30 protein-coding genes are annotated in these 25,671 nt (G+C 69.9%); 10 read left to right on the plus strand and 20 right to left on the minus strand.

Annotation, left to right across the window (positions count from 1 at the left end; translation table 11 throughout):
* Positions 1-3: 3 nt before the first annotated feature.
* On the minus strand, positions 4-324 hold the full coding sequence (locus tag IC63_RS03610; protein WP_036716975.1) for an FYDLN acid domain-containing protein: 321 nt from the start codon (positions 322-324) through the stop codon (positions 4-6).
* Positions 325-420: 96 nt separating this feature from the next.
* On the opposite strand from IC63_RS03610, the gene IC63_RS03615 reads away from it, so the two are divergent.
* Together IC63_RS03615 and IC63_RS03620 are read left to right on the plus strand one after the other, a co-directional pair.
* Positions 421-1,125 (plus strand): M48 family metallopeptidase, encoded by a 705-nt coding sequence (locus IC63_RS03615; protein WP_232222497.1) that lies wholly within the window; start codon positions 421-423, stop codon positions 1,123-1,125.
* 31 nt (positions 1,126-1,156) lie between these two features.
* On the plus strand, positions 1,157-1,819 hold the full coding sequence (locus IC63_RS03620; protein ID WP_036716976.1) for a GntR family transcriptional regulator: 663 nt from the start codon (positions 1,157-1,159) through the stop codon (positions 1,817-1,819).
* A gap of 71 nt (positions 1,820-1,890) precedes the next feature.
* Here the strand turns inward: IC63_RS03620 and IC63_RS03625 are convergent, their stop codons facing one another.
* From IC63_RS03625 to scpA, 6 genes are all read right to left on the minus strand, one after another.
* Positions 1,891-3,186: a homoserine dehydrogenase gene (locus tag IC63_RS03625; protein ID WP_036716978.1), complete on the minus strand. Its 1,296-nt coding sequence runs from the start codon at positions 3,184-3,186 to the stop codon at positions 1,891-1,893.
* A 71-nt stretch (positions 3,187-3,257) separates the two neighbouring features.
* Positions 3,258-3,710, minus strand: coding sequence for a methyltransferase family protein (locus tag IC63_RS03630; RefSeq protein WP_036716979.1), 453 nt, complete (start codon positions 3,708-3,710; stop codon positions 3,258-3,260).
* 12 nt (positions 3,711-3,722) lie between these two features.
* Complete coding sequence (locus tag IC63_RS03635) at positions 3,723-4,235, minus strand: hypothetical protein (RefSeq protein ID WP_036716981.1); 513 nt, start codon at positions 4,233-4,235, stop codon at positions 3,723-3,725.
* Entirely contained in the window at positions 4,223-5,041 is an 819-nt protein-coding gene (locus IC63_RS03640; RefSeq protein ID WP_036716983.1) for a hypothetical protein, read from the minus strand. The genes IC63_RS03635 and IC63_RS03640 overlap by 13 nt, the downstream gene beginning before the upstream one ends.
* A gap of 72 nt (positions 5,042-5,113) precedes the next feature.
* Positions 5,114-5,590, minus strand: a complete 477-nt coding sequence (locus IC63_RS03645) for a metal-dependent hydrolase (protein ID WP_036716985.1) — start codon at positions 5,588-5,590, stop codon at positions 5,114-5,116.
* Positions 5,590-7,725: a methylmalonyl-CoA mutase gene (gene scpA / locus IC63_RS03650; RefSeq protein ID WP_036716986.1), complete on the minus strand. Its 2,136-nt coding sequence runs from the start codon at positions 7,723-7,725 to the stop codon at positions 5,590-5,592. The genes IC63_RS03645 and scpA overlap by 1 nt, the downstream gene beginning before the upstream one ends.
* Before the next feature lie 45 nt (positions 7,726-7,770).
* On the opposite strand from scpA, the gene IC63_RS16845 reads away from it, so the two are divergent.
* A complete protein-coding gene (locus IC63_RS16845) occupies positions 7,771-8,322 on the plus strand; it encodes a DUF4174 domain-containing protein (RefSeq protein WP_052041847.1) in 552 nt (183 codons plus the stop codon).
* Between the two features lie 101 nt (positions 8,323-8,423).
* On the opposite strand, the gene IC63_RS03660 is transcribed toward IC63_RS16845, so the two are convergent.
* The 8 genes from IC63_RS03660 to IC63_RS03690 form a co-directional block, all read right to left on the minus strand.
* Entirely contained in the window at positions 8,424-9,101 is a 678-nt protein-coding gene (locus IC63_RS03660; RefSeq protein ID WP_036716988.1) for a hypothetical protein, read from the minus strand.
* Positions 9,098-11,155: an acetyl-CoA carboxylase biotin carboxylase subunit gene (locus IC63_RS03665; RefSeq protein ID WP_036716989.1), complete on the minus strand. Its 2,058-nt coding sequence runs from the start codon at positions 11,153-11,155 to the stop codon at positions 9,098-9,100. Before IC63_RS03665 ends, IC63_RS03660 begins: the two co-directional genes overlap by 4 nt.
* A 109-nt stretch (positions 11,156-11,264) precedes the next feature.
* The gene (locus IC63_RS03670; protein WP_036716991.1) at positions 11,265-11,474 is read right to left on the minus strand and encodes a YMGG-like glycine zipper-containing protein; all 210 of its coding nucleotides are present in this window, start codon (positions 11,472-11,474) and stop codon (positions 11,265-11,267) included.
* Positions 11,475-11,594: 120 nt separating this feature from the next.
* Positions 11,595-11,828, minus strand: coding sequence for a hypothetical protein (locus IC63_RS03675; RefSeq protein WP_036716992.1), 234 nt, complete (start codon positions 11,826-11,828; stop codon positions 11,595-11,597).
* 172 nt (positions 11,829-12,000) lie between these two features.
* Positions 12,001-12,402 (minus strand): hypothetical protein, encoded by a 402-nt coding sequence (locus tag IC63_RS03680; protein ID WP_036716993.1) that lies wholly within the window; start codon positions 12,400-12,402, stop codon positions 12,001-12,003.
* A gap of 66 nt (positions 12,403-12,468) precedes the next feature.
* Positions 12,469-12,606, minus strand: a complete 138-nt coding sequence (locus IC63_RS18380; RefSeq protein ID WP_198026237.1) for a hypothetical protein — start codon at positions 12,604-12,606, stop codon at positions 12,469-12,471.
* 175 nt (positions 12,607-12,781) lie between these two features.
* Positions 12,782-13,534 carry a DUF6497 family protein gene (locus IC63_RS03685; RefSeq protein WP_036717039.1) on the minus strand — a complete coding sequence of 251 codons (753 nt, stop codon included), beginning with the start codon at positions 13,532-13,534 and terminating at the stop codon, positions 12,782-12,784.
* Between the two features lie 39 nt (positions 13,535-13,573).
* The gene (locus IC63_RS03690; protein WP_036716995.1) at positions 13,574-15,106 is read right to left on the minus strand and encodes an acyl-CoA carboxylase subunit beta; all 1,533 of its coding nucleotides are present in this window, start codon (positions 15,104-15,106) and stop codon (positions 13,574-13,576) included.
* Between the two features lie 179 nt (positions 15,107-15,285).
* Between IC63_RS03690 and alr the strand changes: the two genes are divergently transcribed.
* The 6 genes from alr to IC63_RS03720 all read left to right on the plus strand — a co-directional run bounded on the left by alr (position 15,286) and on the right by IC63_RS03720 (position 20,553).
* Complete coding sequence (gene alr, locus IC63_RS03695) at positions 15,286-16,329, plus strand: alanine racemase (protein WP_036716997.1); 1,044 nt, start codon at positions 15,286-15,288, stop codon at positions 16,327-16,329.
* The gene (locus IC63_RS03700) at positions 16,326-17,087 is read left to right on the plus strand and encodes an MlaE family ABC transporter permease (RefSeq protein WP_036716999.1); all 762 of its coding nucleotides are present in this window, start codon (positions 16,326-16,328) and stop codon (positions 17,085-17,087) included. Before alr ends, IC63_RS03700 begins: the two co-directional genes overlap by 4 nt.
* 17 nt (positions 17,088-17,104) lie before the next feature.
* Entirely contained in the window at positions 17,105-17,824 is a 720-nt protein-coding gene (locus tag IC63_RS03705; protein WP_036717041.1) for an ABC transporter ATP-binding protein, read from the plus strand.
* A gap of 153 nt (positions 17,825-17,977) precedes the next feature.
* Positions 17,978-19,054, plus strand: coding sequence for a PhoH family protein (locus IC63_RS03710; RefSeq protein WP_084115456.1), 1,077 nt, complete (start codon positions 17,978-17,980; stop codon positions 19,052-19,054).
* Positions 19,051-19,572: an rRNA maturation RNase YbeY gene (ybeY, locus tag IC63_RS03715; RefSeq protein WP_052041849.1), complete on the plus strand. Its 522-nt coding sequence runs from the start codon at positions 19,051-19,053 to the stop codon at positions 19,570-19,572. The genes IC63_RS03710 and ybeY overlap by 4 nt, the downstream gene beginning before the upstream one ends.
* A 6-nt stretch (positions 19,573-19,578) precedes the next feature.
* Positions 19,579-20,553 (plus strand): hemolysin family protein, encoded by a 975-nt coding sequence (locus IC63_RS03720; RefSeq protein ID WP_084115446.1) that lies wholly within the window; start codon positions 19,579-19,581, stop codon positions 20,551-20,553.
* Positions 20,554-20,563: 10 nt separating this feature from the next.
* Here the strand turns inward: IC63_RS03720 and IC63_RS03725 are convergent, their stop codons facing one another.
* The 5 genes from IC63_RS03725 to IC63_RS03745 all read right to left on the minus strand — a co-directional run bounded on the left by IC63_RS03725 (position 20,564) and on the right by IC63_RS03745 (position 25,025).
* Positions 20,564-21,361, minus strand: a complete 798-nt coding sequence (locus IC63_RS03725) for a DUF72 domain-containing protein (RefSeq protein ID WP_036717002.1) — start codon at positions 21,359-21,361, stop codon at positions 20,564-20,566.
* A 45-nt stretch (positions 21,362-21,406) separates the two neighbouring features.
* Positions 21,407-21,775, minus strand: a complete 369-nt coding sequence (locus tag IC63_RS03730; protein WP_156965335.1) for a putative quinol monooxygenase — start codon at positions 21,773-21,775, stop codon at positions 21,407-21,409.
* 10 nt (positions 21,776-21,785) lie between these two features.
* Positions 21,786-22,643 (minus strand): hypothetical protein, encoded by an 858-nt coding sequence (locus IC63_RS03735; RefSeq protein WP_156965336.1) that lies wholly within the window; start codon positions 22,641-22,643, stop codon positions 21,786-21,788.
* Positions 22,644-22,743: 100 nt separating this feature from the next.
* A complete protein-coding gene (gene guaA / locus IC63_RS03740) occupies positions 22,744-24,303 on the minus strand; it encodes a glutamine-hydrolyzing GMP synthase (RefSeq protein WP_036717005.1) in 1,560 nt (519 codons plus the stop codon).
* Between the two features lie 119 nt (positions 24,304-24,422).
* Positions 24,423-25,025 (minus strand): thiamine phosphate synthase, encoded by a 603-nt coding sequence (locus tag IC63_RS03745; protein ID WP_036717007.1) that lies wholly within the window; start codon positions 25,023-25,025, stop codon positions 24,423-24,425.
* A 146-nt stretch (positions 25,026-25,171) separates the two neighbouring features.
* Between IC63_RS03745 and IC63_RS03750 the strand changes: the two genes are divergently transcribed.
* A partial coding sequence (locus IC63_RS03750; protein ID WP_036717009.1) for an RNA methyltransferase occupies positions 25,172-25,671 on the plus strand: 500 nt, incomplete at its 3' end.

Raw genomic sequence — 25,671 nt, forward strand, 5'->3', positions numbered from 1 at the left:
GGATCAGTCCTCGTCGGACTCGGGCACGTCGGCGATCTCGTCCAGCGAGACGTCTCCATCGTCGTCGTCGTCATCCAGCAGATCGTCGTCCAGATCGCCGGAATCGTTGCCGTCATCCAGATCGTCCTCGATCACCTCGTCATCGGCGGTGTCGCGGTTCGCCGCCTTTTCGGCGATCAGCGAGCGTGACCGCGCGGTCGCGAGGCTTTCGGCCGAGAATTCGGTCCCGCAGGCGGGGCAGGTCATCGGGTCGTTGCGGAGATCATAGAAACGCGCGGCGCAGACGGGGCAAAGGCGCTTGGTGCCCCATTCCTCTTTGGGCATGGTGTTCTCTTTTCGCCAAAGGTCAGGTAAATCCGGGTTCCCCTGCCATAGGGTGCCGGGGGTGTCAAAGGCTTTCGCCGGGATGGGCGGGACGGGGTGTCGGGACAGCTGATTCTTGACGACGGAACGACGGTCACGCTGCGGCGCACGGCGCGCGCGCGGCGCATGACGCTGCGGGTGTCGGGGCGCGACGGGGCAGTGACCCTGACCCTGCCGCCGCGCCTGCCCGAGGCCGAGGCGCGGGCCTTTCTCAGCGAACGCAGCGCGTGGCTCAAGCGCGCCATGCAGGGGGTCGTCCCCGCGGCGGCGGTCGAATTCGGCGCCGCGCTGCCGGTCGAGGGCAGGGCCTTGGTCCTTACCCCCGCGCCGGTGCGGCGCCCTCAGATCGACGGCGAGGCGCTGCTGCTGCCCGCGACCCGGCCGGCGGCGGCGACGGCGGCTGCCTTCCTGCGCGCGCTGGCGCAGGGGCGGTTGACCCATGCAAGCGACCGCCACGCCGCCACGCTGGGGCTGTCCTTTCGCGCGATCGCGCTGCGCGACACCCGGTCGCGCTGGGGCAGCTGCACGCATGACGGGCGGCTGATGTACAGCTGGCGGCTGGCGATGGCGCCGCCGCCGGTGCTCGACTACGTCGCGGCGCACGAGGTTGCGCATCTGGCCCACATGGACCATTCGGCGCAGTTCTGGCGCGCCGTGGCGGGGCTGTGCCCGGATTATCCGCAGCATCGCGGCTGGCTGCGCCAGCATGGCGGGGCGCTGCACCGATGGCAGTTCCGCGCCGATTCGCCACGCGGAAATTGACAGCGCCGGCGTTTGTGATCACAGGTCGGTCATGGCCGCGCACCCCGCCCAGACCGTCCAGCCCGCCGCGCATGAGCGGCTGTACCGCACGCTGCGGACCCGCATCATGCTGGGCGAGCTGCCGCCGGGCAAGCCGCTGACCCTGCGCGGCATCGCCGCCGACCACCGGGTCAGCATGACGCCCGCGCGCGAAACCGTGCGCCGGCTGGTCGCCGAAGGGGCGCTGACGCTGTCGGCCTCGGGCCGGGTCGCCACGCCGGAACTGTCGGTCGAGCGCATCGAGGAGCTGGCCGCCCTGCGCGCCCTGATCGAGCCGGAACTCGCCGCCCGCGCCCTGCCGCGGGCGCATTTCGCGCTGATCGACCGGCTGGCGGCGATCAACGCGGCGATCGGGGATGCGGCGCAGAACCACGATGCGGTGGGCTATATCCGCAGCAACCTGGAATTTCACCGCACCCTCTATCTGCGCGCTCAGGCCCCGGCGATGCTGGCGATGCTGGAAACGATCTGGCTGCAGCTGGGGCCGACGATGCGCGCCGTCTATCAGCGGATGCGCCGCAACGAGGCGCCGCGCCACCACCGCATGATCCTCGCGGCCCTCCGGGCCGGCGACGAACCGGCGCTGCGGCTCGCGGTCAGGACCGACGTCACCCAGGGCCTGCGGCACCTGCTGCCGGTCCCCGAAGGACGCTGAGCGGATCCCGGGGTCCGGGGCAGAGCCCCGGCTTGGGGCGCGTCCGCGGAAGCGCCCCGCCTACGCCCGGCTCAGACTTCCTCGATCCGCAGCTCGACCGGCTCGCCGGTGATGACGCCGGTCCTGGGCAGCACCTCCATCGCATGCTCGATTGCCTCGGGCGTGGTCTTGTGGGTCACGATCAGCACCGGCGCTTCGCCCGACTCGTGGCCATACTGGCGCATCCGGTCGATCGAGATTCCGCCATCGCCCAGCACCGTCGCCACCTTGGCCAGCGCGCCGGGCTTGTCGGCCAGCGTCAGGCGCAGGTAGTAGGCGGCCGGCACCGCGGTCCGGGCCGGCTGGGGCGAGGCGAGCCCCGCGGCCGGCTGGCCAAAGACCGGCATCCGGACGCCGCGGGCGATCTCGATGATGTCGGACAGGACCGCGCTGGCGGTCGGGCCCTCGCCGGCGCCCGCGCCGCGCAGGACGATCTGGCCCACGGCGTCGCCCTCGATCACCACCATGTTGGTGCCGCCCTCGAGCTGGCCCAGCGGGCTGTCGGCGGGCACGAGGCAGGGCGACATCCGCTGTTCCAGCCCGCGCGCGGTCATCTGCGCCACGCCCAACAGCTTGATGCGATAGCCCATGTCGGCGGCGCGGTTGATGTCGTCGATCGAGACCCGCTCGATCCCCTCGATTTCCACGCCGTCAAAGGCGACGCGGGTGCCGAAGGCGATGGAGGACAGGATCGCCAGCTTGTGGCTGGCGTCGATGCCGCCCACGTCCAGCGTCGGATCGGCTTCGAGATAGCCCAGCTGGCGGGCTTCCTCGAACACCGTTTCATAGGGCAGGCCGGCCGACTGCATCCGGGTCAGGATATAGTTGCAGGTGCCGTTCATCACCCCCATCACCCGCCTGATGCGGTTCCCGGCAAGGCTTTCGGTCATCGTCTTGATGACCGGGATGCCGCCCGCGACGGCGGCCTCGAAGCGGATCACCCGGCCGGCGGCCTCGGCCCGTTCGGCCAGCGCCTGGCCGTGGATTGCCAGCAGCGCCTTGTTGGCCGTCACCACGTCCTTGCCGTTGTCGAGCGCCAGTTCCATCGTGTCCTTGGCGATGCCCTCGTCGCCGCCGATCAGTTCGACCACCACGTCCACGTCCTCGCGGGTGGCGAGGTCGGTCGCGCGGTCCACCCAGTCATAGCCCGACAGGTCGGCATCCCGGTTGCGCTGGCGGTCGCGGGCGCAGATCGCGGTGATCTGGACCGGACGCCCGGCGCGCGCGGCCAGCAGGTCGGCATGGGCCTGGATGATCTTGACGACGCCGATGCCGACGGTGCCGAGACCGGCGATGCCAAGGCGCAGCGGCGTGGAAGGGGCGGACATGAGACGGCCTCGCTGTAGGTTCGGGCGGTGTTAGCGCGGCGCGAGGGGGATTGGCAACGGCGCCGGGCGCGCTAGAGCCAGCGGCGCGTGCGGGCCGCCCAGCGGGCAAAGCCGGCGGGATCGCGGGCCCGCAGCCACGCCTCCTCGCGGCGGATGAAGCGGCGGGTGATGGCGAGGACGAAGCCCGGCACCAGGACCAGCGCCGCCAGCGGCTGCCAGATCAGACACAGCCCCAGCAGGATCACCGCGTCGGCCAGATAGATCGGGTTGCGCGACCAGCGAAAGACGCCGTGGGTGACCAGAGCGGTCGGCTCGCGCGTCGGGTCCACGGTGGCGCCGGCCCGCATCATGGTCAGCGCCGCCGCCGCCATCAGCGCCAGCCCCAGCAGGACCAGCGCCCCGCCGGCGCGCGGCCAGGTCGCCATCGGCCACAGGCGCCCCGCGATCCAGGCCGCCAAGGCGAACAGCCCGAGCCAGCTGGGCGGCCATGACAGTGGGTCGATGCGGCGGGGCAGGTCGGTCATCCAGGACCCATCTCACTCTGCCACGCCGTTGCCGTCATCGTCGAGCGACTCGATGATCCGGCGGGCGCGGTTGGCGGCATCCAGAGTCATGGCGCGGATCGCGGCCAGGTCGGTTTCGTCCATCGTGCGGTCATGCACCTCGCCGCGGGTGTTGACGAAAAGCGGCTTCCACACCGTCCCCTCGGGTTGCCAGGTGGCGTGGCACAGCAGGTTGCGCCAGGTCTTGATCTCGTCCAGGTCGGCCGACAGGTCCGGATCGCCCCGGCCCTCGCGGAGCAGCGTCCGGTCCAGCCGGTCGATGAGCGTGCCGAGAGAATCGGCCGCGACGTGGTCCATCCGCCGCAGCCATTGCCGAAAGTCGTGTTCGCGGATCGCCCCCGACAGCCGGTCGCGGTCCAGCGCGAAGATGGCGCGTTTCAGCATGTCCTCGAGATGCCCGAAGCTGGCAATGGTCAGCCCCAGCTGCGCGGCCAGCGGCGGGGGCAGTTCGTGCCACGGGGCGGGATCGCCGTCTATTCTCGCCATAGCCGGGCGACCCAGTCGGTGGGTTTCAGATAGTGGCGCAGGTGCCGCGACAGCCCCTCGCGCCGCCGCCCGTCGAAGGCGGCGCGCAGGTGGTCGGCGGGGGCGCGGGGGGTGTCCTCCTCGCTCCACCGTCCGGCGATGGCGTCGGGGGGGTTGAGGCTGCCGGCAAAGATCACGATGCGCGCGCCCGCAGGAATCCGCGGCGCCTGCCAGTAGCGCAGCGGCCAGGCGGGCACGCAATGGCTGCGGAAATGCACGACCCAGCCCTTGGGCCAGAACCTGACCCCGCCCGGCGCGCGGCGGGTGACGAAGCGCTGCTCGAACCGGTATTCGTCGGCGATGGCCTGCGGATCGGCGCGGAAGATGTCCTGCAGCGGCGCGAGCTTGCCGACGCGCATCCGGTAGACCGAGGTCTGCCCCAGCTTCTCGAACGGCTTGACCGACTGGGGGTTGGTGGCCAGCACCGTGTCGTCCGGGTCGCCGAAGGTGAAGAAATCGTCCAGATTGCCGACGATCACCACGTCGAGGTCGAGAAACAGCACCGTCCCGGTGATATCGCCCAGATCCCCCCACAGCCGCGACTTGGGCCATTTCCCCAGCGTGTTCGTGGGCGCGGTGTAGTCGAAGTCGGGCAGCGGCCGCACGGCGATGTCTGGATGAAGCCCCGCGCCGTCGTCGGTGAAACAGACCAGCCGGAACGGCGGCGTGATGTTGCGCGCGATCATCCCCCGCAGGCGGTTGACGTATTCGGGCCCGAACTTGGTGCCCCATTTGATGCAGATGATCTGTTTGGCGTCCGCGGTCATGGGCGGAGTGGTGGCATGGGGTGGGGGAAGGGGCAAGGTGGTGGCCGCGTGGCGGCCCAGTCGTTCGTTCAATCAGGAGGTGCTGGTTTTCGGAGCGGTACGATGCCGGACGAACAGAAACAGCGCCGCACCCCAGATTAGAAGCTCGAACATGAAGGTCCAGTGCAGCAGATAATTGGCAATCCAGTGGCCGTGGCGGGCCGGCACCGTGACAAGGCTGAAGAAGCGGTCCGTTACCGGCCATCCCCAAAGGATGTCTCCGCCGATGCTGTCCAGGATCAGATGCAGGGCCACGCCGGCCAGGAACGCGGCCGCGAGGCGGCGAAACGCCGGCGGTAACGCAAGGGATGCCACGCCGATCGCAAGCCAGACCGCCGGGATGTGGGTCCAGTAGCGGTGATGATGAACCTGTCCGTGATCCAGCAGGTGAAATCGGATCATGTCGAGGTCGGGCGTGACCGCACCGACCACCGCCGCGGCCAGCAACGAACCGCGCCACCCAGCAGCGCGGCCGAGAACATAGCCCGAGGGAAGGTGCGCCGTCAGCATCACGCCGCCCGTTTGCCGCGCACGATCTCCATGATCTCGCGGGCCGCCGCCGGAATGTTGGTGCCCGGGCCGAAGATCGCGGCGACGCCCGCGTCGCGCAGGAAGGCGTAGTCCTGCTGCGGGATCACGCCGCCGCAGATCACGATGATGTCCTCGGCCCCCTGCGCCCTCAGCGCCTCGATCAGCTTGGGCGCCAGCGTCTTGTGGCCCGCGGCCTGGCTCGAGATGCCGACGATGTGGACGTCGTTGTCGATGGCGTCCTGGGCGGCTTCCTCGGGGGTCTGGAACAGCGGGCCCACGTCGACGTCGAAGCCGATATCGGCGAAGGCGGTGGCGATCACCTTGGCGCCGCGGTCGTGGCCGTCCTGACCCATCTTGACGACCATCATCCGGGGGCGGCGGCCCTCGGCCTCGGCGAAAGCCTCGACGTCCTTCTGGATCTGGGCAAAGTCCTCGTCGCCCTCATAGGCGGCACCGTAAACTCCGGCCAATGTCTTTACCTCCGCCCGGTGGCGACCGAAGACGTTCTCCATCGCCATGCTGATCTCGCCCACGCTGGCCCGCGCGCGGGCCGCCTCGACCGCCGCTTCCAGCAGGTTCCCGCCCTCGCGGGCGCGCCGCTCGACCTCGGCCAGCGCCGCGTCGCAGGCGGCCTGGTCGCGGGTGGCGCGGATGGTCTCGAGTCGCGCGATCTGCGACGCCCGCACCTTCATGTTGTCGATGTCGAGGATGTCGATCGGGTCTTCCTTGGCCTTGCGGTACTTGTTGACCCCCACGATCACCTCGTCGCCGCGGTCGATCATGGCTTGCCGGCGGGCGGCGGTCTCCTCGATCCGCAGCTTTGGCTGGCCGGTGGCGACGGCCTTGGTCATGCCGCCCATCTCCTCGATCTCCTCGATGATTGCCCAGGCCTTGTCGGCCAGCTGCGCGGTCAGCGATTCGATATAATACGACCCGGCCAGCGGATCGACGACATGGGTGATCCCGGTTTCTTCCTGCAGGATCAGTTGGGTGTTGCGGGCGATGCGGGCCGAGAAGTCGGTGGGCAGCGCGATCGCCTCGTCCAGCGCGTTGGTGTGCAGCGACTGCGTGCCGCCGAGCGCCGCGCTCATCGCCTCGTAGGCGGTGCGGATCACGTTGTTGTAGGGGTCGAGCTCGGTCAGGCTGACGCCCGAGGTCTGGCAGTGGGTGCGCAGCATCAGGCTCGACTGCTTCTTGGCGCCGAACTCGGTCATGATCCGGTGCCACAGCAGGCGGGCGGCGCGCAGCTTGGCGATCTCCATGAAGAAGTTCATGCCGATGGCGAAGAAGAACGACAGTCGCCCGGCAAAGGCGTCCACGTCCATGCCCGCGGCGATCGCGGCGCGGACATATTCGCGCCCGTCGGCCAGGGTATAGGCGAGCTCCTGCACCAGGTTCGCCCCGGCCTCCTGCATGTGGTAGCCCGAGATCGAGATCGAGTTGAACTTCGGCATCTCGGCCGCGGTGTAGCCGATGATGTCGGCGATGATCCGCATCGAGGGCTCGGGCGGGTAGATGTAGGTGTTGCGGACCATGAACTCCTTGAGGATGTCGTTCTGGATGGTCCCGGACAGCGCGGCGCGGGGCACGCCCTGTTCCGCGCCCGCGACGATGAAGTTGGCGAGGATCGGGATCACCGCGCCGTTCATGGTCATCGAGACCGACACCTTGTCCAGCGGGATGCCGTCGAACAGGATCTTCATGTCCTCGACGCTGTCGATGGCGACGCCGGCCTTGCCCACGTCGCCCTCGACCCGCGGGTGGTCGCTGTCATAGCCGCGGTGGGTGGCGAGGTCGAAGGCGACCGAGACGCCCTGCTGCCCGGCGGCGAGGTTGCGGCGGTAGAAGGCGTTCGATTCCTCGGCGGTGGAAAACCCCGCATATTGCCGGATCGTCCACGGCCGGCCGGCATACATCGTCGCCCGGGGGCCGCGGGTGAAGGGCTCCATCCCCGGGAGGCTGCCCATGTGCGGCAGGTCCGCGGTGTCGGCCTCGGTATACAGCGGCTTGACGGTGATGCCTTCCAGCGTGTCCCAGTTCAGGCTGTCGGGATCGGCGCCCTTCAGCTCCTTGCTGGCAAGCGCGCGCCACTGGTCGAGATTGGCTTGGGTCATGGCTGGGTCCTTTCCGATGCGACCACGGTCGCTATATTCCGATGCATGAACAGGTTTCTGGTGACAGGCGCGGCGGTCGTGCTGGCGATGGTGGCGGGGCAGGCGGCGGCGATGGGCGGATCGGCTCCGCCGCCCGCGCCCGTGCAGGTCGAGCGCGCCGCCCCGGCCCGGCCGGGGCACGAGGGCGCCGCCGGTGCGCCGACGGTGGTGCGGCGCGACACGCCGGCCACGCATCTGGAATACCTGCTGGCGACCGAGGTCACGCCCGAGGAATTGCTGTTCCGCCGACGCGCGGTGGTGGTCTTTGCCGATACCCCGGCCGATCCCGCCTTCACCGCGCAGATGGTGGCGCTGGAAACCCAGGCCGGGCCGCTGATCGACCGCGACGTGGTGGTGATCGCCGACAGCGACCCGGCCGACGCCAGCATCTGGCGGCAGCGGCTGAAACCCAACGGGTTCTCGCTGATCGTGATCGACAAGGACGGCCAGGTGAAACAGCGCAAGCCCAGCCCCTGGGACGTGCGCGAGATCGTCCGCGCCATCGACAAGTTCCCGTTGCGCCGGCAAGAGACCGGGCGCATGGGTGTTGCGCCCTGAGGATTGAAATGCGGCGCCGCGCGGTCTATATTCTGTCCGAAGGACAACGACGTCCGACAGGAGGTCCGAAATGAGCACGACATCCTACAACCCGCGCCCCATCACTGGCCGGACCGGCCCGATGCCGGGATATTCGCCGCGCTGAGCCGCGACCTTTCGGTCTGAATCCACGCCGTGACGCCCGCCTTGGTTTCCGCAAGGCGGGTTTTTTGTCGCGAATCGCTCAGCTCCGCGACCGCCGCATTGCCTCCGGTGAGATGGGCGAGAAGGAACGCCATCGCTTCCTCGCCCAGGTCGATCGCCTCGATCTTCATCTCGATGTAATGGCGATACATCCGCGCCGCCCGCTGCGGCCCGACGCGGGCCAGGTCCAGCGCCCGCAGGTCGGCGATCATTGTGCCGATGGTGGCGAGCTGGTTGTAATATTGCACCACCGGATCGACGACGCGGAACGGCAGGACGTGGATGTTCTCCACGATGGCGCCGAACAGCCGGTCGTTCTGTTCGGTCGGGATTACCGGGAAGAAGCCGTCAGCCTTGAGGATCATCGCCTCCATCTCGGCGCCATAGACGGGCAGGCTCTGCCCCTTGAGCGTGGCGACATGGACCCGGATCTCGGCATAAAGCGCGCCCTGCACGTCGCGGACCCGCTCGGCCCGCGCGGCCCGATCCCGCGCCGCGCTCAGCAGATGCGTCACCACCCAGCCGCCCGCCACCACCGCGCCGCCGATCATGGCGGCGACGACACGGGCGTCGGACAGGGTGGTGGCGAAGCTCACTCGAACTCCATGATCACGTCATCCACGCGCAGGCTCTGGCCGGCCTCGGCGTTGACCGACTTGACCACGCCCTTGCGCTCGGCGCGCAGGATGTTTTCCATCTTCATCGCCTCGACGGTGGCCAGCGCCTGGCCCTCCTGCACCTCGTCGCCGGCGGCGACGTTGATCCGGACCACCAGTCCCGGCATCGGGCACAGCAGGAACTTCGAGGTGTCGGGGGCCGCCTTCTCGGGCATCAGCCGCGCCAGTTCGGCGGTCCGCGGGCGGCGGACATAGGCCTTGATGTCCGCGCCGCGGGTGCGCAGGCGCAGGCCCGCCGCAATGCGGTCGACCTTGAGCGTCAGCGGCGCGCCGTCCACGGTCAGACGCCCCAGCGACTGCCCCGGCCGCCAGTCCGATTCCACCCGCAGCGCCCGGCCGTTCACCTGCACGGTCGAGCCGCCCTTGTCGGCCTGCACCCGCACCGGGAATTCGCGCCCGTCCAGCGTCACGACCCAATTTTCCCCCACGCGGCGTTCGTGGTTGTCCAGACGGCCGGTGATCTGGGTGCGGCGGATCTCGGCCACGCGGTGCATCGCGGCGGCGGCGGCGGCGACGCGCTCAAGCTCGGCCTCGTCCAGTGTCGCGCCCTGGAAGCCCTCGGGGTATTCCTCGGCGATGAAGGCGGTCGAGATGTCGCCCGAGACGAACTTGGGGTGGTCCATCACCGCCGACAGGAAGGGCAGGTTGTGGCCGATGCCCTCGACCTCGAAATCGTCCAGCGCCGACCGCATCGCGGCGATCGCCTGGTCGCGGGTCGGCGCCCAGGTGCACAGCTTGGCGATCATCGGGTCATAGAACATGCTGATCTCGCCGCCCTCATAGACGCCGGTGTCGTTACGCACGCCGGTCGCCGCGACCGGGGGCTGGTCGCCCGGATGCGCCGGCACCCACTTGTCCGCGTCCGCCAGCGGGCCGGCGGCGGTTTCCACCGGCGGGCGATAGCGGGTCAGCCGGCCGATCGAGGGCAGGAAGTTGCGGTACGGATCCTCGGCATACAGCCGGCTTTCGATCGCCCAGCCGTTGATCGTCAGGTCGTCCTGGGTGAAGGGCAGCGGCTCGCCCGCCGCGACGCGGATCATCTGTTCGACCAGATCAACGCCGGTGATCAGCTCGGTCACCGGGTGTTCGACCTGCAGACGCGTATTCATTTCAAGGAAGTAGAAGTTCTTGTTCGCGTCGACGATGAACTCGACCGTGCCGGCCGAGGCATAGCCCACGGCCTTGGCCAGCGCGCAGGCCTGTTCCCCCATCGCCTTGCGGGTGGCGGCGTCGAGGAAGGGCGAGGGCGCCTCTTCGATGACCTTCTGGTTGCGGCGCTGGATCGAGCATTCGCGTTCGTGCAGATAGACGCAGTTGCCGTGGGTGTCGGCCAGCACCTGGATTTCGATGTGGCGCGGGGTGGTCACGAACTTCTCGATGAAGATGCGGTCGTCGCCAAAGCTGTTGGCGGCCTCGTTCTTCGAGGATTCAAAGCCCTCGCGCGCCTCCTGGTCGGTCCAGGCGATGCGCATCCCCTTGCCGCCGCCGCCGGCGCTGGCCTTGATCATCACCGGATAGCCGATCTGGGTCGAGATCTTCACCGCCTCTTCGGCGTCGGCGATCAGGCCCATGTAGCCCGGAACCGTCGACACCCCGGCCTCCTGCGCGATCTTCTTCGAGGTGATCTTGTCGCCCATCGCCTCGATCGCGCCCGAGGGCGGGCCGATGAACGCCACCCCCTCTTTCTCGAGCGCCTCGGCGAACTTCATGTTTTCCGACAGGAACCCATAGCCGGGGTGGACCGCCTCGGCGCCGGTCTCGCGGATCGCCTGCATGATCTTGTCGATCACGATATAGGACTGGTTGGCGGGCGGCGGGCCGATATGGACGGCCTCGTCGGCCATCTTGACATGCAGCGCGTTGCGGTCGGCGTCGGAATAGACGGCGACGGTCGCGATCCCCATCTTTTTCGCGGTCTTGATGACTCGGCAGGCGATTTCGCCGCGGTTGGCGATGAGGATCTTCTTGAACATGGCGGTTCCTGGGATGGCGCGTGACAAACGAAAAGCCGCCCCGGTCGATCAGACCGAAGCGGCGGGATGGCAGGTCGGGCGCGCGCCGCGGGGCGCGCGGATCAGGTCGTTACTGGCAGAGCCGCACGTCGTCGCACAGCGCGCCGCCGGCAGCACCGATCGCGGCGCCCTTGGCCACGGATTTGCCCGAGATGTCGGCGATGACGGCGCCGGCGCCCGCACCGATGAGCGCGCGGTCCATTTCGGTCGGCTGGATGTTCTGGGTGCAACCGGCCAGCAGGGCAGCGGCAGCGGTGAGAAGCACGAGGGTCTTGGACATGGATCTATCTTTCTGGCAGCGCCGAATCCGGTGGAATGAGGCCGGCTGACCGCCGGATGGGCCTGCAATGCCCCGCCCTGCGCCCGGGTTCCGGGTCGGGCGGGATCATTGGCGAAAAGTTTACTGGGCGCAGACGCCCGCGTCGTCGCAAAGCGCGCCGGCCGCACCGCCGATGAGCGCGCCGGTGGCGATGTTCTCGTCAAGCGCCTTGGCCACGACGGCCCCGGCGACAGCACCGCCCGCGGCGCGCTGGGTGTCGGCCGAGAGGCCGGTCTGATAGCCCGGCGCGCAGGCCGAAACGCCGGCGGCCAGCACAGCGACGCCCGCGAGGCGGAGGATGAAAGAGTTCGACATGGTGATCTGCCTGTACAATGGGCCCTTTTCCGGGCCGGTTTGGAGTTCCAGCAGAATATGCCACGGCGCGCCGCCGCGTCAAACTGACAAGCAGGTGAAGGCTGTGCGAACGGCAAGAACCCGCATGGCAGAAGACAGGACGCGAGGGCGGGCGGTGACAGCGGGCGACGGGTCATTCGTCGTCCCCCTCGTCGTCGTCCCAGTCGTTCCAGCCGAAATCCGGGGGGGAGTCGGTGGCGAACAGTTCGGGGAACCCCGCCTCGGCGCGCTTCAGATCGACGCGCAGCAACTGCTCATAGCTGGTCGGGTCGAGCTTGCCGACGGCGACCACCTCGCGCCCCAGAAGCCAGGACAGCCGGCCGGCGTCCAGGTTGCCGCGCTCGAACGGCTCATCCCCGAAATGCTCGATCAGCGCTGCGAGGAATGCCGCATCGGCGCGGCGATCGCCGGCCGAGCGGTCGCGATAGCGTTCGCGCGGGGCCAGCTTGGTTGCGCCCTTGGGGTTGGCGCGGCGGATGGTGAACTGGTGGTCGGTAGACGGCAGGCGTCCGGGAAAGCCGCGATGCTTCAGCATGGCGCGCCCCGCAGGCTGGGCGCGGCGGCGGGATGGCGCGGGCCGGTCAGCCCGCGCCGGATGGCGTCAGTTGGCGCCGTACTTGCCCTGGAAGACGGGCTCGGGCGCGACGACGGCCGGCTGCACAACGGTGGTGGTGGGTTGCGGCTGGCACGCGGCGAGAACGCCGGTCGCGACCAGCAGAAGAACGAGTTTCTTCGACATGGGATGCTCCTGTGATGCGGGGGTTGAGTGCCCCGACTGCTCGATCGCGCCGCAACATGCGGCGGATGCGTCATGCTAGCCGCAGCGGCGGACGCCGGACAGCCCGGCCCGGACAGGGCGGCAGCCGCATGTGGCAGGCTTGCATCATCACGGGGCAGGGTCGAGACAGCGGCCATCACATCGGCTCCCACACGCAGGCGTCGCGGTCGGCGGGGATCGAGAAGCCCTCGAACAGCTGGACGATCGCGGGATCGAAGCTGCCGAACGGGCTCGGCGCGGACGCCATCGAGATCACCACCTGCGCCGGCCGCGGCGCCTGTTTCGCCAGCCGGGGCAGGGCAAAGTTCTCGCACAGCCAGACGATGTCGCGATGGACCGGGTCCTGCATCAGGATGTCGGGCGCGGCGGGCAAAGCGGGGTCGCCCGCGTCGCCGGCGATGGCGGCCAGGTCGCCGCTTTCCTCGGCGCCCGCGGTCTCGCCGGGCAGGGTGGCGTCGGGGGCTGCCAGTTCCGACGGCAACGGCGCGTCGATCACCCCGCCATCGCCGGGCAGCGCCGGCTGGATCGAGATGCCGTCCGCAGCCGGATCGCCATCCGGCACCCCCTCGACCGACAGCCCGCCCAGCGCCGCGTCCAGTTCCGCCTGCTCGGCCGGGCTGAGCTGTGCGGTATCGCCCGGGCCCTCGGCGTCGTCGAACATCTCGGGCGGCAGTTCGTCGGCGAAATCGCCCGGCTCGACCGGCGGGACGAGTTCCGCCAGCGTCGGCATGACGAAGCGATATCGCTGCACCAGCCCCATGCCCGGCACGCGGTCCGACAGTTCCTCTTGCAGCCAGACCTCGGCCCCCGACGGCACCGCCACGGGCGTGGGGGCCGGCTCGGCGGCCATGCCGGCCGCCGTCGAGGCGAACAGAAGCGCTGCGGACATCGCGATCAAGGGCTTTCGTCGGTCATGCGGGACGGGCGGTCAAAGCGGGATGTTGTCGTGTTTCTTCCAGGGGTTGCTCAGCTGCTTGCCGCGCAGCGAGGCGAAGGCGCGGGCCACCCGGCGGCGGGTGCCGTGCGGCTGGATCACCTCGTCGATGAAGCCCTTCTCGGCGGCCACGAAGGGATTGGCGAAGCGGTCCTCGTAATCCTTGGTGCGATGCGCGATCTTGTCGGCGTCGCCCAGTTCGCTGCGATACAGGATCTCGACCGCGCCCTTGGCGCCCATCACCGCGATCTCGGCGGTGGGCCAGGCATAGTTGAAATCGCCCCGCAGGTGCTTGGACGCCATGACGTCATAGGCGCCGCCATAGGCCTTGCGGGTAATCACCGTGACCTTGGGCACCGTCGCCTCACCATAGGCGAACAGCAGTTTGGCGCCGTGCTTGATCACCCCGCCATATTCCTGCGCCGTGCCGGGCAGGAAGCCGGGGACGTCGACCAGGGTCAGGATCGGGATGTTGAAGGCGTCGCAGAACCGCACGAAGCGCGCGGCCTTGCGGCTGGAATCGATGTCCAGCACGCCGGCCAGCACCATCGGCTGGTTGGCCACCACGCCGACCGTCTGGCCCTCGATCCGGATGAAGCCGATCAGGATGTTGCCGGCGAAATCCTGCTGGATCTCGTAGAAATCACCCTCGTCGGCAACCTTGGTGATCAGCTCCTTCATGTCATAGGGCTGGTTGGGGTTGTCGGGGATCAGCGTGTCCAGGCTGTCTTCGATCCGCGCCGGGTCGTCGAAGAACGGCCGCGTCGGCGCCTTGTCGCGGTTCGACAGCGGCAGGAAATCGAACAGCCGGCGGATCTCGGTCAGCGTCTCGACGTCGTTTTCGAACGCCCCGTCGGCGACCGAGGATTTGCGGGTATGGGTCGACGCGCCGCCCAGCTGTTCGGCGGTCACCACCTCGTTGGTCACCGTCTTGACCACGTCCGGCCCGGTCACGAACATGTAGGACGTGTCCTTCACCATGAAGATGAAGTCGGTCATCGCCGGCGAATAGACCGCCCCGCCCGCGCAGGGGCCCATGATGACGCTGATCTGCGGGATCACGCCCGAGGCCATGATGTTGCGCTGGAAGACCTCGGCATAGCCGGCCAGGCTCGCCACGCCCTCCTGAATGCGGGCACCGCCGGAATCGTTCAGCCCGATCACCGGCGCGCCGTTCTGCATCGCCATGTCCATGATCTTGCAGATCTTCTGCGCGTGGGTTTCCGACAGCGAGCCGCCGAAGACGGTGAAGTCCTGGCTGAACACATAGACCATGCGGCCGTTGATCGTGCCCCAGCCGGTGATGACGCCGTCGCCATAGGGCCGGTCGGCCTCCATCCCGAAATCGGTCGAGCGGTGGCGGACGAACATGTCGAATTCCTCGAAGGAACCCTCGTCCAGCAGGATGTCCAGCCGCTCGCGCGCCGTCAGCTTGCCGCGCGCGTGCTGCGCATCGATGCGCCGCTGTCCGCCGCCCAGCCGCGCCTCGCCGCGCCTTGCTTCGAGCTGTCCCGCGATGTCCCTCATGCCGCCCTCCGTCGATGTTGGCGGGGACAATATGCGCGGTGCGCGGCGGCGCAAAGCGGAAAGGGGAAAGTTTGCAAAATGACACGGCGACCGCGCGTGGAAATTGGAAACCGGTTAAACCCGTCCCCGCGGCGCCGCGCAGGCTTGACGGCGCCGCGGGGCGGGGCCATCCCCGGCGCATGGGACTGACGATCGATCTGGCCGCCATCGCGGCGAACTGGAAGGCGCTTGCCGCCCGCGCCCCGGGCGCCCGGCCCGGCGCCGTGGTCAAGGCCGACGCCTATGGTCTGGGCGCGGCGCGCGTGGCCCCGGCGCTGTACGCCGCGGGAGCGCGGCATTTCTTCGTCGCGCTGGCCGCCGAGGGCCGCGCGATCCGGCCGCTGCTGGGCGACGATGCCAGCATCTTCGTGCTGTCCGGGCTCATGCCGGGGCAAGACCTGACCGGGCTGATCCCGGTGCTGAACAGCGCCGAACAGTTCTTCCGCGACCGCGCCCTGCGCCCGCGCGGCGGCTTTGCGATCCAGCTGGACAGCGGTATGAACCGTCTGGGGATGGAACCGGCCGAGTGGGCCGCGATCCGGGCCGAGGCGCTGTCGGCGCGCACCGCCGCCGGGCAGGGGCCGGCGCTGGTCATGTCGCACCTGATGTGCGCCGACGAGCCCGGCCACCCGGCCAATGCCGCCCAACTGGCCGCGTTCCGCGAGATGGCGATGGGGGTGACCGCGCCGCTGTCGCTGTCGGCGACCGGCGGCATCCTGCTGGGGGCGGATTATCACTTCGACGTGACCCGGCCGGGCATCGGCCTGTATGGCGGTGATCCCTTTGCCGAGGCGCGCCCGGTGGTGACGCTGGCGCTCGAGGTGATCCAGACCCGCTCGGTCGCGGCGGGCGAGGCGGTGGGCTATGGCTGCACATGGACCGCCGCGCGGCCCTCGCGCATCGCCACGGTGGCGGCGGGCTATGCCGACGGGCTGCTGCGGGCGCTGTCGGGCAAGTCGGTGCCGCTTTGGGCGGGCGACCGCAGCGCGCCCATCGTCGGGCGGGTGTCGATGGACCTCATCACCGTGGACGTGACCGACCTGCCCGACGTGCCGGCGGCGCTGGAGATCCTCAACGCCCGCCAGACCGTCGATGACCTCGCCGCCAGGGCCGGGACCATCGGCTACGAGATCCTGACCTCGCTGGGTCCGCGCTATCCGCGCGACTGGCGCGCGGCGGAATGAACCCTGTCCGCGCGATCGGCCGGGCCACGCTGGAGCTGGTCCGCGGGGTCGGCGCGGTGGCGATCTTCGCCGCCCGCGGACTGGCCGCGCCGGGCTTTCAGCCGCGACTGCTGGCCGAGCAGCTGCTGCGCATCGGCTGGCTGTCGCTGCCGGTGGTGGGGCTGACCTCGCTGTTCACCGGCGCTGCGCTTGCCTTGCAGATCAACGCGGGCGGCGAGCGATTCCAGGCCGGGGACGTGGTCCCGGCCATCGTCGCCATCGGCATGGTGCGCGAGCTTGGGCCGGTGCTGGGCGGGCTGATGGTCGCGGCGCGGGTCGCCTCGTCGATCGCGGCCGAGATCGGATCGATGCGGGTGACGGAACAGATCGATGCGCTGGTGACGCTGTCCACCGACCCGATGGGCTGGTTGGTCACCCCGCGGCTGTGGGCGGCGATCCTGGCCGTGCCGGTGCTGGTCGGCGTGGGCGACGTCATCGGCATCATGGGCGGCTGGCTGGTCGGGACGACGACGCTGGGCTTCACGTCGCAGGGCTATCTGTCGAGCAGCTGGGCCTATCTGGAAAGCTGGGACGTGGTGTCGGGGCTGATCAAGGGCGCGGCCTTCGGCGCCATCGTGGCGCTGGCCGGCTGCTGGTTCGGGATGCGCGCCGGGCGCGGCGCCGAGGGCGTGGGCCGGGCCACCACCAACGCCGTGGTCGCGGCCTCGGTCGCGATCCTGGCCGCGAATTTCGTCCTCACCGGGCTGTTCTTCACATGAACGGGCACGGCGCTCCCGTGATCGAGGTTCGCGGGCTGACCAAGGGCTTTGGCGCCGCCCGCGTGCTCGACGGGGTCGACCTGTCGGTAGTGCGGGGCGAAAGCCTGGTCATCATCGGCGGGTCGGGCGCCGGCAAGTCGGTGCTGCTGCGGTCGATCCTGGGGCTCGAACGCCCGGATGGCGGCGCGATCCTGCTGGGCGGGCAGCCGGCCACGCCGCAGGTCCGGGCGGACTTCATGCGCGATTTCGGGATGCTGTTCCAGAACGCGGCGCTGTTCGACAGCCTGCCGGTCTGGCGTAACGTGGCGTTCCGGCTGATGACGTCGCTGCCGCGGGCCGAGGCGCGCGCCCGCGCCCTGGACCGGCTGGCCCGCGTCGGCCTTGGCCCCGAGGTCGCCGACCGGATGCCCTCCGAACTGTCGGGGGGCATGCGCAAGCGCGTGGCGCTGGCCCGCGCCATCGCCGCCGACCCGCGGGTGATCTTCTTCGACGAGCCGACCACGGGACTGGACCCGCAGCGCGCGGCCAGCATCAACGCGCTGATCCGCGGCATCGTGGACGAAACCGGCGCCACGGCGGTGACCATCACCCACGACATGACCAGCGTGCGCAGCATCGCCGACCGGGTCGCGATGCTGGCCCGCGGCCGGCTGATCTGGCAGGGCGACGTGGCGGCGATGGACAGCGCCGACGACCCCGAACTGCGCGGTTTCGTCGAGGGCCGGCCGCTGGCCTGAGGCCACGGAACGGTCCGGCCCCACGGGCGTTGCCCCGGCATGCCGCAGCGGACTTGCCAATGTCCGCCTCGCTTGCAAGATGGAACCCGAACCACCGATGAGGAAGCCGCCCCTGTGGGTCTGACCCCGACCTCCGCCGCCGCCAGCCCCGCCATGACCGGCGAAACCCTGCTGGAATTCCCCGGCAACCGGCTGCTGATCGACCTGTGCGGCCCGCATGACCGCCACTTGGCCCGCGTCGAACAGGCGCTCGGCGTGCATGTCCTGCGCCGCGGCAACCTTCTGGCGGTCGTCGGCCCCGCCGAGGCGCAGGCCGATGCCGCCCAGATCCTGCGCGGGCTTTATGCCCGGCTGGAACAGGGCAAGCCCGTCGAGATGGCCGAGGTCGAGGCCGCGCTGCGGATGGGGACGGAACCCGAGAATGCCGGGCTGTCGCCGGCCGAACAGCTCGAGATGTTCCAGAAGGGCCCGATCGAGCTGCGCACCCGCAAGAAGACCGTCGAGCCGCGGACCGAGGCGCAGAAGGACTATGTCCGCAACCTGTTCGCCAACGAACTGGCCTTCGGCATCGGCCCGGCGGGAACCGGCAAGACCTATCTCGCCGTCGCCGTCGGCGTGACCATGCTGATCGGCGGCCATGTCGACAAGATCATCCTGTCCCGCCCCGCCGTCGAGGCGGGCGAGCGTCTTGGCTTCCTGCCCGGCGACATGAAGGAGAAGGTCGATCCCTACATGCAGCCGCTGTATGACGCGCTGAACGACTTTCTGCCCGCCAAGCAGATGGCCAAGCTGATCGAGGAAAAGCGGATCGAGATCGCGCCGCTGGCTTTCATGCGCGGGCGGACGCTGGCCAACGCCTTCGTGGTGCTGGACGAGGCGCAGAACGCCACCTCGATGCAGATGAAGATGTTCCTGACCCGCCTGGGCGAAGGCTCGCGCATGGTCATCACCGGCGACCGGACGCAGGTCGACCTGCCGCGCGGGGTGCAGTCGGGGCTGCGCGACGCCGAGCGCATCCTCAAGGGCGTGCCGGGGATTTCCTTCAGCTACTTCACCGCCTCGGACGTGGTGCGCCACCCGCTGGTCGCCAAGATCATCCATGCCTATGACGCCGATGACGAGGCCGCAGCGGCGCGGGGCGACCAGGACCAGCCCGCCGGCGGCTATGGCAGCTATCCGCCCCGCCGCGATCCGTGGCGCCGCGCGCCGGGCGAGGGCGCGCAGGGATGAACGAGCCTCGCGACGCGCCGGCGGTCGAGCCGTACTCGCCCGTCGATCTGGTGATCGAGGACGAACGCTGGCTGGACGTCGACCTGCAGGGCATGGCCGAGCGCGCCGCCCGCGCGACGACCGCGCATCTGGGCATCGACAGCGTGGAAATCGTCGTCATGGGCTGCGACGATGCCCGAATCGCGCAGCTGAATGACCATTTCCGCGGCAAGGCCAGACCCACCAACGTGCTGAGCTGGCCCTCGTCCGAACCCGCGCCACGCGCCGCCGGCGCGGTGCCGGCGCTGCCGCCCGGGGACGAGCTGGGCGATATCGCGATCAGCTACGACACCTGCGCCGTCGAGGCCGCGGGCCAGGGCAAGCCCTTTGCCGATCACGTCACCCATCTGATCGTCCATGCGATCCTGCACTTGGCCGGCTATGACCACGAAGCGGACGCCGACGCCGCAACCATGGAAGACGCCGAGCGTTCTATCCTGGCCGGCCTCGGCATCCCCGACCCTTACCGCGAGACCTGAATTCCCATGAACGACCAGACCAACGAGCCGCGAAGTCCCGGGACGGCCTTCGATACCGTTCCCGACCCTGCCATCGGCCCCGATGAAGCCGCGCCGGCCGGCTGGGCGGACGGCATCGGCGGCGAGGGGCGCGACCTGCCGCAGTCACGCGGGTTCCTGGGCCGGCTGCTGAAAAGCTTCAGCCCGGGCCAGAACGGCGGCGATGGCGACGATCCGCCCGATTCGATGATGGAGGCTGCGACCTCGGCCGCCGCGCCCTCGATCCTGAACCTGCGCCGCAAGACCGTGGACGACGTGGCGGTGACCAAGGCCGACATCGTCGCGGTCCCGGTCACCGTGGGCCTGCCGGAGCTGGTCGAGGTGTTCCGCGAGCACGGTTATTCCCGCGTTCCGGTCTATCGCGGCGATCTGGATCAGCCGCTGGGGCTTGTGCTGTTCAAGGACCTGGCGATGAAGCACGGCTTTGCCGCCAAGGGGGCGCCGCCGCGCTTTGCGCTGCGCCCGCTGCTGCGGCCGCTGCTGTATGTCCCCGGCTCGATGCCGATCGGGGCGCTGCTGCAGCAGATGCAGCAGAAACGCATCCACATGGCGCTGGTGATCGACGAATACGGCGGGGTGGACGGGCTGGTGACGCTCGAGGACCTGGTCGAGCAGGTGATCGGCGCCATCGACGACGAACACGACGAGTCCGAGGAAGGCAGTTGGGTCCGCGAACGCCCCGGCCAGTGGCTGGTGCTGGCCCGGACCCCGATCGGCGCGGTCGAGGCCGAAATCGGCGTCAAGCTGGTTTCTGGCGTCTATGAAGAGGAAATCGACACGCTGGGCGGCCTGCTGTTCATGCTGGCCGGCCACGTGCCCCAGCGCGGCGAGATCATCACAGACGACAGCGGCGTGCAGTTCGAGGTCATCGACGCCGACGCCCGCCGCATCAAACGCGTGCGCGTGCGCCTGCCGGACACGCCGAACCCGCCGGCGGGCTAGGGCGCCTGGATCAGGACAGGCGCGCGATCAGTTCCTGCGCGGCGGCCGGGTTGGCCGCCTTGTGCCCCGAGATCACGAAAAGGAACACATCGCGCGGCGTGCCATCCGCCAGCGGCGCGGCGATCGGGTCCAGCCCCTCGGGCTGCCGGCCCGCGGCCAGCGCCTTGGCGCGGGCGGCCCACAGGTCCAGCGCCCTGGGAGCATAGCCGGCCTTGGGCCGCTCGGTCGTGCCCATGATCCGCAGATAACTGAAATCGGCGGTCTGGTCGGCGATCATCGGATAGTCGCTGTCCCCGGCCAGCACGATGGCCACGTTGCGGGCGCGGGCGGCCTCGACCACCTCGGCGCAGGCGAATGACGGGTGGCGCAGCTCCACCGCGTGGCGCAGGGGCAGATCGCCCACGCGGGGCGGCAGCAGGTTAAGGAAGGCCGCGAAATCCTCGGGGTCGTGGCGCTTGGTGGGGGCGAGCTGCCACAGGATCGGGCCGAGCCGGTCGCCCAGCTGGTCGAGGCCGCTGGCCATGAAGCGGTCGATCGAGTCGCCCGCCTCGGCCAGCAGCTTGCGGTTCACCGCATAGCGCACGGCCTTGACGGCAAAGAGGAACCCCGCGGGCGCCGCGTCGCGCCAGGCGGCAAAGGTTTTGGGGGTCTGGGTGCGATAGAAGGTGCCGTTGATCTCGATCGCGGTCAGCTTGGACGCGGCATAGGACAGCTGGTCCTTCTTCTTCAGGTTGGCGGGGTAGAAGCTGTCGTCCCACGGCTCATAGGTCCAGCCGCCGACGCCGATATGGATGCTGCCCTGGGCCATCTTGCCTCTCTCTCGTCTCGGGTCGCCCGGCCGGGTCGGCCGCCGTCAGTCTGCCGGGGCCATGCCGCGGCGGTCATGGGCCGCGCGGGCGATGTCGGCGGTGGCCGCGCCCCAGTCGCTGGCGCGGGTGCGGGCCTGGTGGGCGCGATAGGCAGCCTCGTCCACGAACAGTTCGGCGAAGGCGAAGACCAGCGGATCGTCGGTCTGGCGCAGGTCGAACATCCGGCAGCCCGGCTCGGCCCGGCTGGCGTTGATATGGGCCGGGGCATGGTTCAGCACCACCATCATCTCGGCCAGATCGCGGCAGACGAGCTGTCCGGTCAGCGACACCTGCGCGCCAGCGCGCAGCGCATGGGGATCGGCTTGCGGCCGATGGGCGCCGCAGCCGCAGCCGGGGGGATGGTCGTGGGGCATGGCGGTCCTTTCAGGGCGCGACGAGCGCGTCGAAGTCGGGGAAGTCGCGGCCGGCCTGGGGGCTGGCGCGATAGCCGAGCCCCGCGACCGCCTCATAGGGATCGTCGCCGACTGCGGCGTGGCAGGCCTTGAGATAGCGCAGGCTGATCCCCTCGCTGGCGCCGAAGATCTCGGGCAGGGGCAGGGTGGTCCAGCGGCCGTTGGCCTCGCGGAAGGCGGGGCGCACGGTGGAACAGAACAGCTCGAGCCGTTCGGGCGACCAGCTGAGACCGGGGGGCGCGTGGTCGGGATAGTCGCCCGCATGTTCGCTGCGCGCGGTGCGTTCGTCGACCTCGATGCGGCGGCCGGGAACGGCGTCGCTGCCCTGGCCGGTTTCACGCGCGGGCGCCTGGATGTACCAGTCGCAGCCGCCCATGTGGCAACGGGCGCCGAAGCTGCGCGCCCGGTCGGCGGCCGACGGCTCGGGCGCCGTGGCCGCGGGGCTGGGGGGCGTGCCGGCGGCGGGTGGCTCGCCCACCGCCCGCACGCAGATGGTGAAGTCGGCCCCGCGCCAGCAGGCGCCGTCCTCGTCCAGCCGGCGAACGCTGCCCCATTGCGCCCGGACCCCGGCGGTCGAGAAGCTGCGCACCTCGCCCACCCCGCTGCCGGTGATGTCGAGCGCCAGGCTGATCGCCCCGCCCATTGCGCGGCCGTCCATCATCGCGACGTCGAAGCTGCCGCGCTGGCGGGGGGTAAAGCGGCACGGGCCGTCGATCCGCTCACCGCGCACGGTGATTTCGCACTGCGCCGCGCGGCCGTTCACCGCGCCGGCCTGAAACGGAAGCGCCAGGGCGACCAGGGCAGCAAGCAACGGGGCAGCGACACGCATCGGGCAGGGACTCTCACGCAGACGGCAGCCGGATCGTCCCATCATGGGACGGATCAATTCTGCTGCCAACCGCCAATCCGACCCGAGGAGCGGCGCCCGGTCACTCCCACTCGATGGTGCCGGGCGGCTTCGAGGTGATGTCGTAGGTGACCCGGTTGATCCCCTTGACCTCGTTGATGATCCGGGTCGCGGTCTCGCCCAGGAAGTCGTGGGTGAAGGGGTAGTAATCCGCCGTCATCCCGTCGACCGAGGTCACGGCGCGCAGCGCGCAGGCATAGTCATAGGTGCGCCCGTCGCCCATCACCCCCACGGTCTTGACCGGCAGGATCGCCACGAAGGCCTGCCAGATGTCGTCATACAGCCCGTGCCGGCGGATCTGGTCGATGAACACCGCGTCGGCCTTGCGCAGGATGTCGAGTTTCTCGCGGGTGATCTCGCCCGGGCAGCGGATGGCGAGGCCGGGGCCGGGGAAGGGGTGGCGGCCGATGAAGCTGTCGGGCAGGCCGAGTTCGCGGCCAAGGGCGCGGACCTCATCCTTGAACAGTTCGCGCAGCGGCTCGACCAGCTTCATGCCCATCTTCTCGGGCAGGCCGCCGACATTGTGGTGGCTCTTGATGGTGACCGAGGGGCCGCCGGTAAAGCTGACGCTTTCGATGACGTCGGGATACAGCGTCCCCTGCGCCAGGAACTCGGCCCCGCCGATCTGCGCGGCCTTTTCCTCGAACACCTCGATGAACAGCCGGCCGATGGTCTTGCGCTTGGTCTCGGGGTCGCTGACGCCGTCGAGCGCGGACAGGAAGCGGTCGCTTTCCTCGGCGTGGATCAGGTGCAGGTTCATGTGGTCGCGGAACATGGCCACGACCTCGTCGGCCTCGCCCTGCCGCATCAGGCCGTGATCGACGAAGACGCAGGTGAGCCGGTCGCCCACCGCCTCGTGGATCAGCGCCGCCGCGACCGAGCTGTCCACCCCGCCCGACAGCGCGCACAGCACGCGGCCGTCGCCGACCTGGTCGCGGATCCGGCGCACGGCCTCGTCGCGATAGCCGGCCATCGTCCAGTCGCCGGTGAACCCGGCCAGGCGGACGAAGTTCTCCAGCATGGTGCGGCCGTTCGGGGTGTGGTGCACCTCGGGGTGGAACTGAACGGCGTAGAAGCCGCGCGCTTCGTCGGCGATCATCGCGAAGGGCGCGTTGGGCGAGGTGCCGATGACCTGAAACCCCGGGGCGAGCCGGGTGACGCGGTCGCCGTGGCTCATCCAGACCTCTTCGCGGCCGTCGCGGAACAGGCCCGCGAAGATGCCGTCATCGCGGTGGCCGGGGGCGGGTGTCACGAAGGCGCGGCCGTATTCTGCGTGGTGCCCGGCCTCGACCGCGCCGCCCAGCTGCTCCATCATCACCTGCTGGCCGTAGCAGATGCCCAGGACGGGCACGCCCAGATCGAACAGCGCCTGGGGCGCGCGCGGGCTGCCCGGGCGGGTGACGCTGTCGGGGCCGCCCGACAGGATCACGGCGCGCGGCGCCAGCTGGCGCAGGACGTCGTCGTCGAGCGTCTGGTACGGGTGGATTTCGCAGTAGATGTTCAGCTCGCGCAGGCGGCGCGCGATGAGCTGCGTCACCTGAGAGCCGAAATCGACGATGAGAAGGCGCTGATGCTGGGTCATGCCCGGCGCTTAGCGCGCGGCGCGCGGGGCGGCAAGCGGCGGTTTGCGGCGGGCGGCGCCGGATCGGGGGCCAGCCCCCGGACCCCCGGGATATTTGCGACCGCCCGAGGGACCGCCGATCAGGGCCACAGCGCCGAGAGCGCCTCGGCCGGGTCGCTGGCGGACCAGATTTCGGGGCCGATGGCGATGAAATCGGCCAGGGGCCACAGCGCCCGGATCAGGGCCGCGTCCAGCGCGCCTTCGGCGACGACGGGGACCTCGATCACCTCGGACCACCACTGGAAGAGGTCCAGCGGCGCGGGTTCGCCATGCGCCAGCGCGGTCGTCCCGCAGGGGCCGAAGCTGACATAGTCCGCCCCCGCCTCGCCGGCGTTCATCCCGTCATGGCGCGAGGCGCCGCAATAGGCGCCGACGATGGCATCGGCGCCCAGTTCCTTGCGGGCATGGCGGACGCCGCGGGACCCCTGCGACAGATGTACCCCGTCCAGCCCGTGGCGCTGCGCCAGCGCGACATGGTCGGTGATCACCACCGCCACGTCGCGGTCATGGGCGATGTCGCGGGCGATGTCAGCGATGCGGCCGAGTTCCGCCTCGTCGCCGGCGCCCGGCAGACGCAGGCAGGCGACCGGATGGGCATCCAGCACCGAGATCAGCCGCGGCCCCAGTTCCGACGCGGCCATCATCGCGGGGGCGATCAGGTAAAGCTGCGGCTGCTGGTCCATGGGCGATCCTTTCGTCATCGGACCGCCATAGCGCAGCGGGGCGCGCGGCAAAAGACGTGCCGTGCGGATCGGGCGGCTGTCGCGTCGTGGGGGCTCGCGGCGGACGGAACTTGCCCGGTTCCGCCGGGGCGGCTAAGGCGCTGGGCATGACCCAACCCGTCGTGATCCTCGTGCGCCCGCAGATGGGCGAGAACATCGGCGCGGCCGCCCGCGCGATGCTGAATTTCGGCCTGACCGACCTGCGGCTGGTCGCGCCGCGCGATGGCTGGCCGAACCCGGCGGCGGTGGCGATGGCCTCGGGCGCGGCGGGGCGGGTGCTGGACCGGGCGCGGGTCTTTCCGACCCTGGCCGAGGCAATGACCGACATCGACCACGCCTATGCCACCACCGCCCGTGGGCGCGAGTTGACCAAGCCCGTCCACACCCCCGCGGCGGCGATGGAGGACGCGCGCACCCGCGTGGCCGCCGGCGGCCGCGTGGCGCTGGTCTTCGGGCCGGAACGGGCGGGGCTGGAAAACGACGACGTCGCCCGCGCCAACGCCATCGTGACGGTGCCGGTGAACCCGGATTTCCCCTCGCTGAACCTTGCCCAGGCGGTGCTTCTGCTGGGCTATGAGTGGGGCCGCGACCGGCTGCCCGCCCAGCC

Origin of the sequence: Paracoccus sphaerophysae, from assembly GCF_000763805.1 — a bacterium.
Classification (GTDB): Bacteria; Pseudomonadota; Alphaproteobacteria; order Rhodobacterales; family Rhodobacteraceae; genus Paracoccus; species Paracoccus sphaerophysae.

Coding starts and splice junctions, on each gene's coding strand:
- IC63_RS18380 (WP_198026237.1), bottom strand. CDS start 12,606: ATGTCGAAGAAACTCGTTCTTCTGCTGGTCGCGACCGGCGTTCTCGCC.
- ybeY (WP_052041849.1), top strand. CDS start 19,051: ATGAACGAGCCTCGCGACGCGCCGGCGGTCGAGCCGTACTCGCCCGTC.
- IC63_RS03630 (WP_036716979.1), bottom strand. CDS start 3,710: ATGACCGACCTGCCCCGCCGCATCGACCCACTGTCATGGCCGCCCAGC.
- IC63_RS03645 (WP_036716985.1), bottom strand. CDS start 5,590: ATGCTGACGGCGCACCTTCCCTCGGGCTATGTTCTCGGCCGCGCTGCT.
- alr (WP_036716997.1), top strand. CDS start 15,286: ATGGGACTGACGATCGATCTGGCCGCCATCGCGGCGAACTGGAAGGCG.
- IC63_RS03745 (WP_036717007.1), bottom strand. CDS start 25,025: ATGGACCAGCAGCCGCAGCTTTACCTGATCGCCCCCGCGATGATGGCC.
- IC63_RS03635 (WP_036716981.1), bottom strand. CDS start 4,235: ATGGCGAGAATAGACGGCGATCCCGCCCCGTGGCACGAACTGCCCCCG.
- IC63_RS03710 (WP_084115456.1), top strand. CDS start 17,978: ATGACCGGCGAAACCCTGCTGGAATTCCCCGGCAACCGGCTGCTGATC.
- IC63_RS03730 (WP_156965335.1), bottom strand. CDS start 21,775: ATGCCCCACGACCATCCCCCCGGCTGCGGCTGCGGCGCCCATCGGCCG.
- IC63_RS03725 (WP_036717002.1), bottom strand. CDS start 21,361: ATGGCCCAGGGCAGCATCCATATCGGCGTCGGCGGCTGGACCTATGAG.
- IC63_RS03620 (WP_036716976.1), top strand. CDS start 1,157: ATGGCCGCGCACCCCGCCCAGACCGTCCAGCCCGCCGCGCATGAGCGG.
- IC63_RS03720 (WP_084115446.1), top strand. CDS start 19,579: ATGAACGACCAGACCAACGAGCCGCGAAGTCCCGGGACGGCCTTCGAT.
- IC63_RS03735 (WP_156965336.1), bottom strand. CDS start 22,643: ATGCGTGTCGCTGCCCCGTTGCTTGCTGCCCTGGTCGCCCTGGCGCTT.
- IC63_RS16845 (WP_052041847.1), top strand. CDS start 7,771: ATGAACAGGTTTCTGGTGACAGGCGCGGCGGTCGTGCTGGCGATGGTG.
- scpA (WP_036716986.1), bottom strand. CDS start 7,725: ATGACCCAAGCCAATCTCGACCAGTGGCGCGCGCTTGCCAGCAAGGAG.
- IC63_RS03690 (WP_036716995.1), bottom strand. CDS start 15,106: ATGAGGGACATCGCGGGACAGCTCGAAGCAAGGCGCGGCGAGGCGCGG.
- IC63_RS03640 (WP_036716983.1), bottom strand. CDS start 5,041: ATGACCGCGGACGCCAAACAGATCATCTGCATCAAATGGGGCACCAAG.
- IC63_RS03675 (WP_036716992.1), bottom strand. CDS start 11,828: ATGTCGAACTCTTTCATCCTCCGCCTCGCGGGCGTCGCTGTGCTGGCC.
- IC63_RS03625 (WP_036716978.1), bottom strand. CDS start 3,186: ATGTCCGCCCCTTCCACGCCGCTGCGCCTTGGCATCGCCGGTCTCGGC.
- IC63_RS03680 (WP_036716993.1), bottom strand. CDS start 12,402: ATGCTGAAGCATCGCGGCTTTCCCGGACGCCTGCCGTCTACCGACCAC.
- IC63_RS03670 (WP_036716991.1), bottom strand. CDS start 11,474: ATGTCCAAGACCCTCGTGCTTCTCACCGCTGCCGCTGCCCTGCTGGCC.
- IC63_RS03610 (WP_036716975.1), bottom strand. CDS start 324: ATGCCCAAAGAGGAATGGGGCACCAAGCGCCTTTGCCCCGTCTGCGCC.
- guaA (WP_036717005.1), bottom strand. CDS start 24,303: ATGACCCAGCATCAGCGCCTTCTCATCGTCGATTTCGGCTCTCAGGTG.
- IC63_RS03685 (WP_036717039.1), bottom strand. CDS start 13,534: ATGTCCGCAGCGCTTCTGTTCGCCTCGACGGCGGCCGGCATGGCCGCC.
- IC63_RS03700 (WP_036716999.1), top strand. CDS start 16,326: ATGAACCCTGTCCGCGCGATCGGCCGGGCCACGCTGGAGCTGGTCCGC.
- IC63_RS03665 (WP_036716989.1), bottom strand. CDS start 11,155: ATGTTCAAGAAGATCCTCATCGCCAACCGCGGCGAAATCGCCTGCCGA.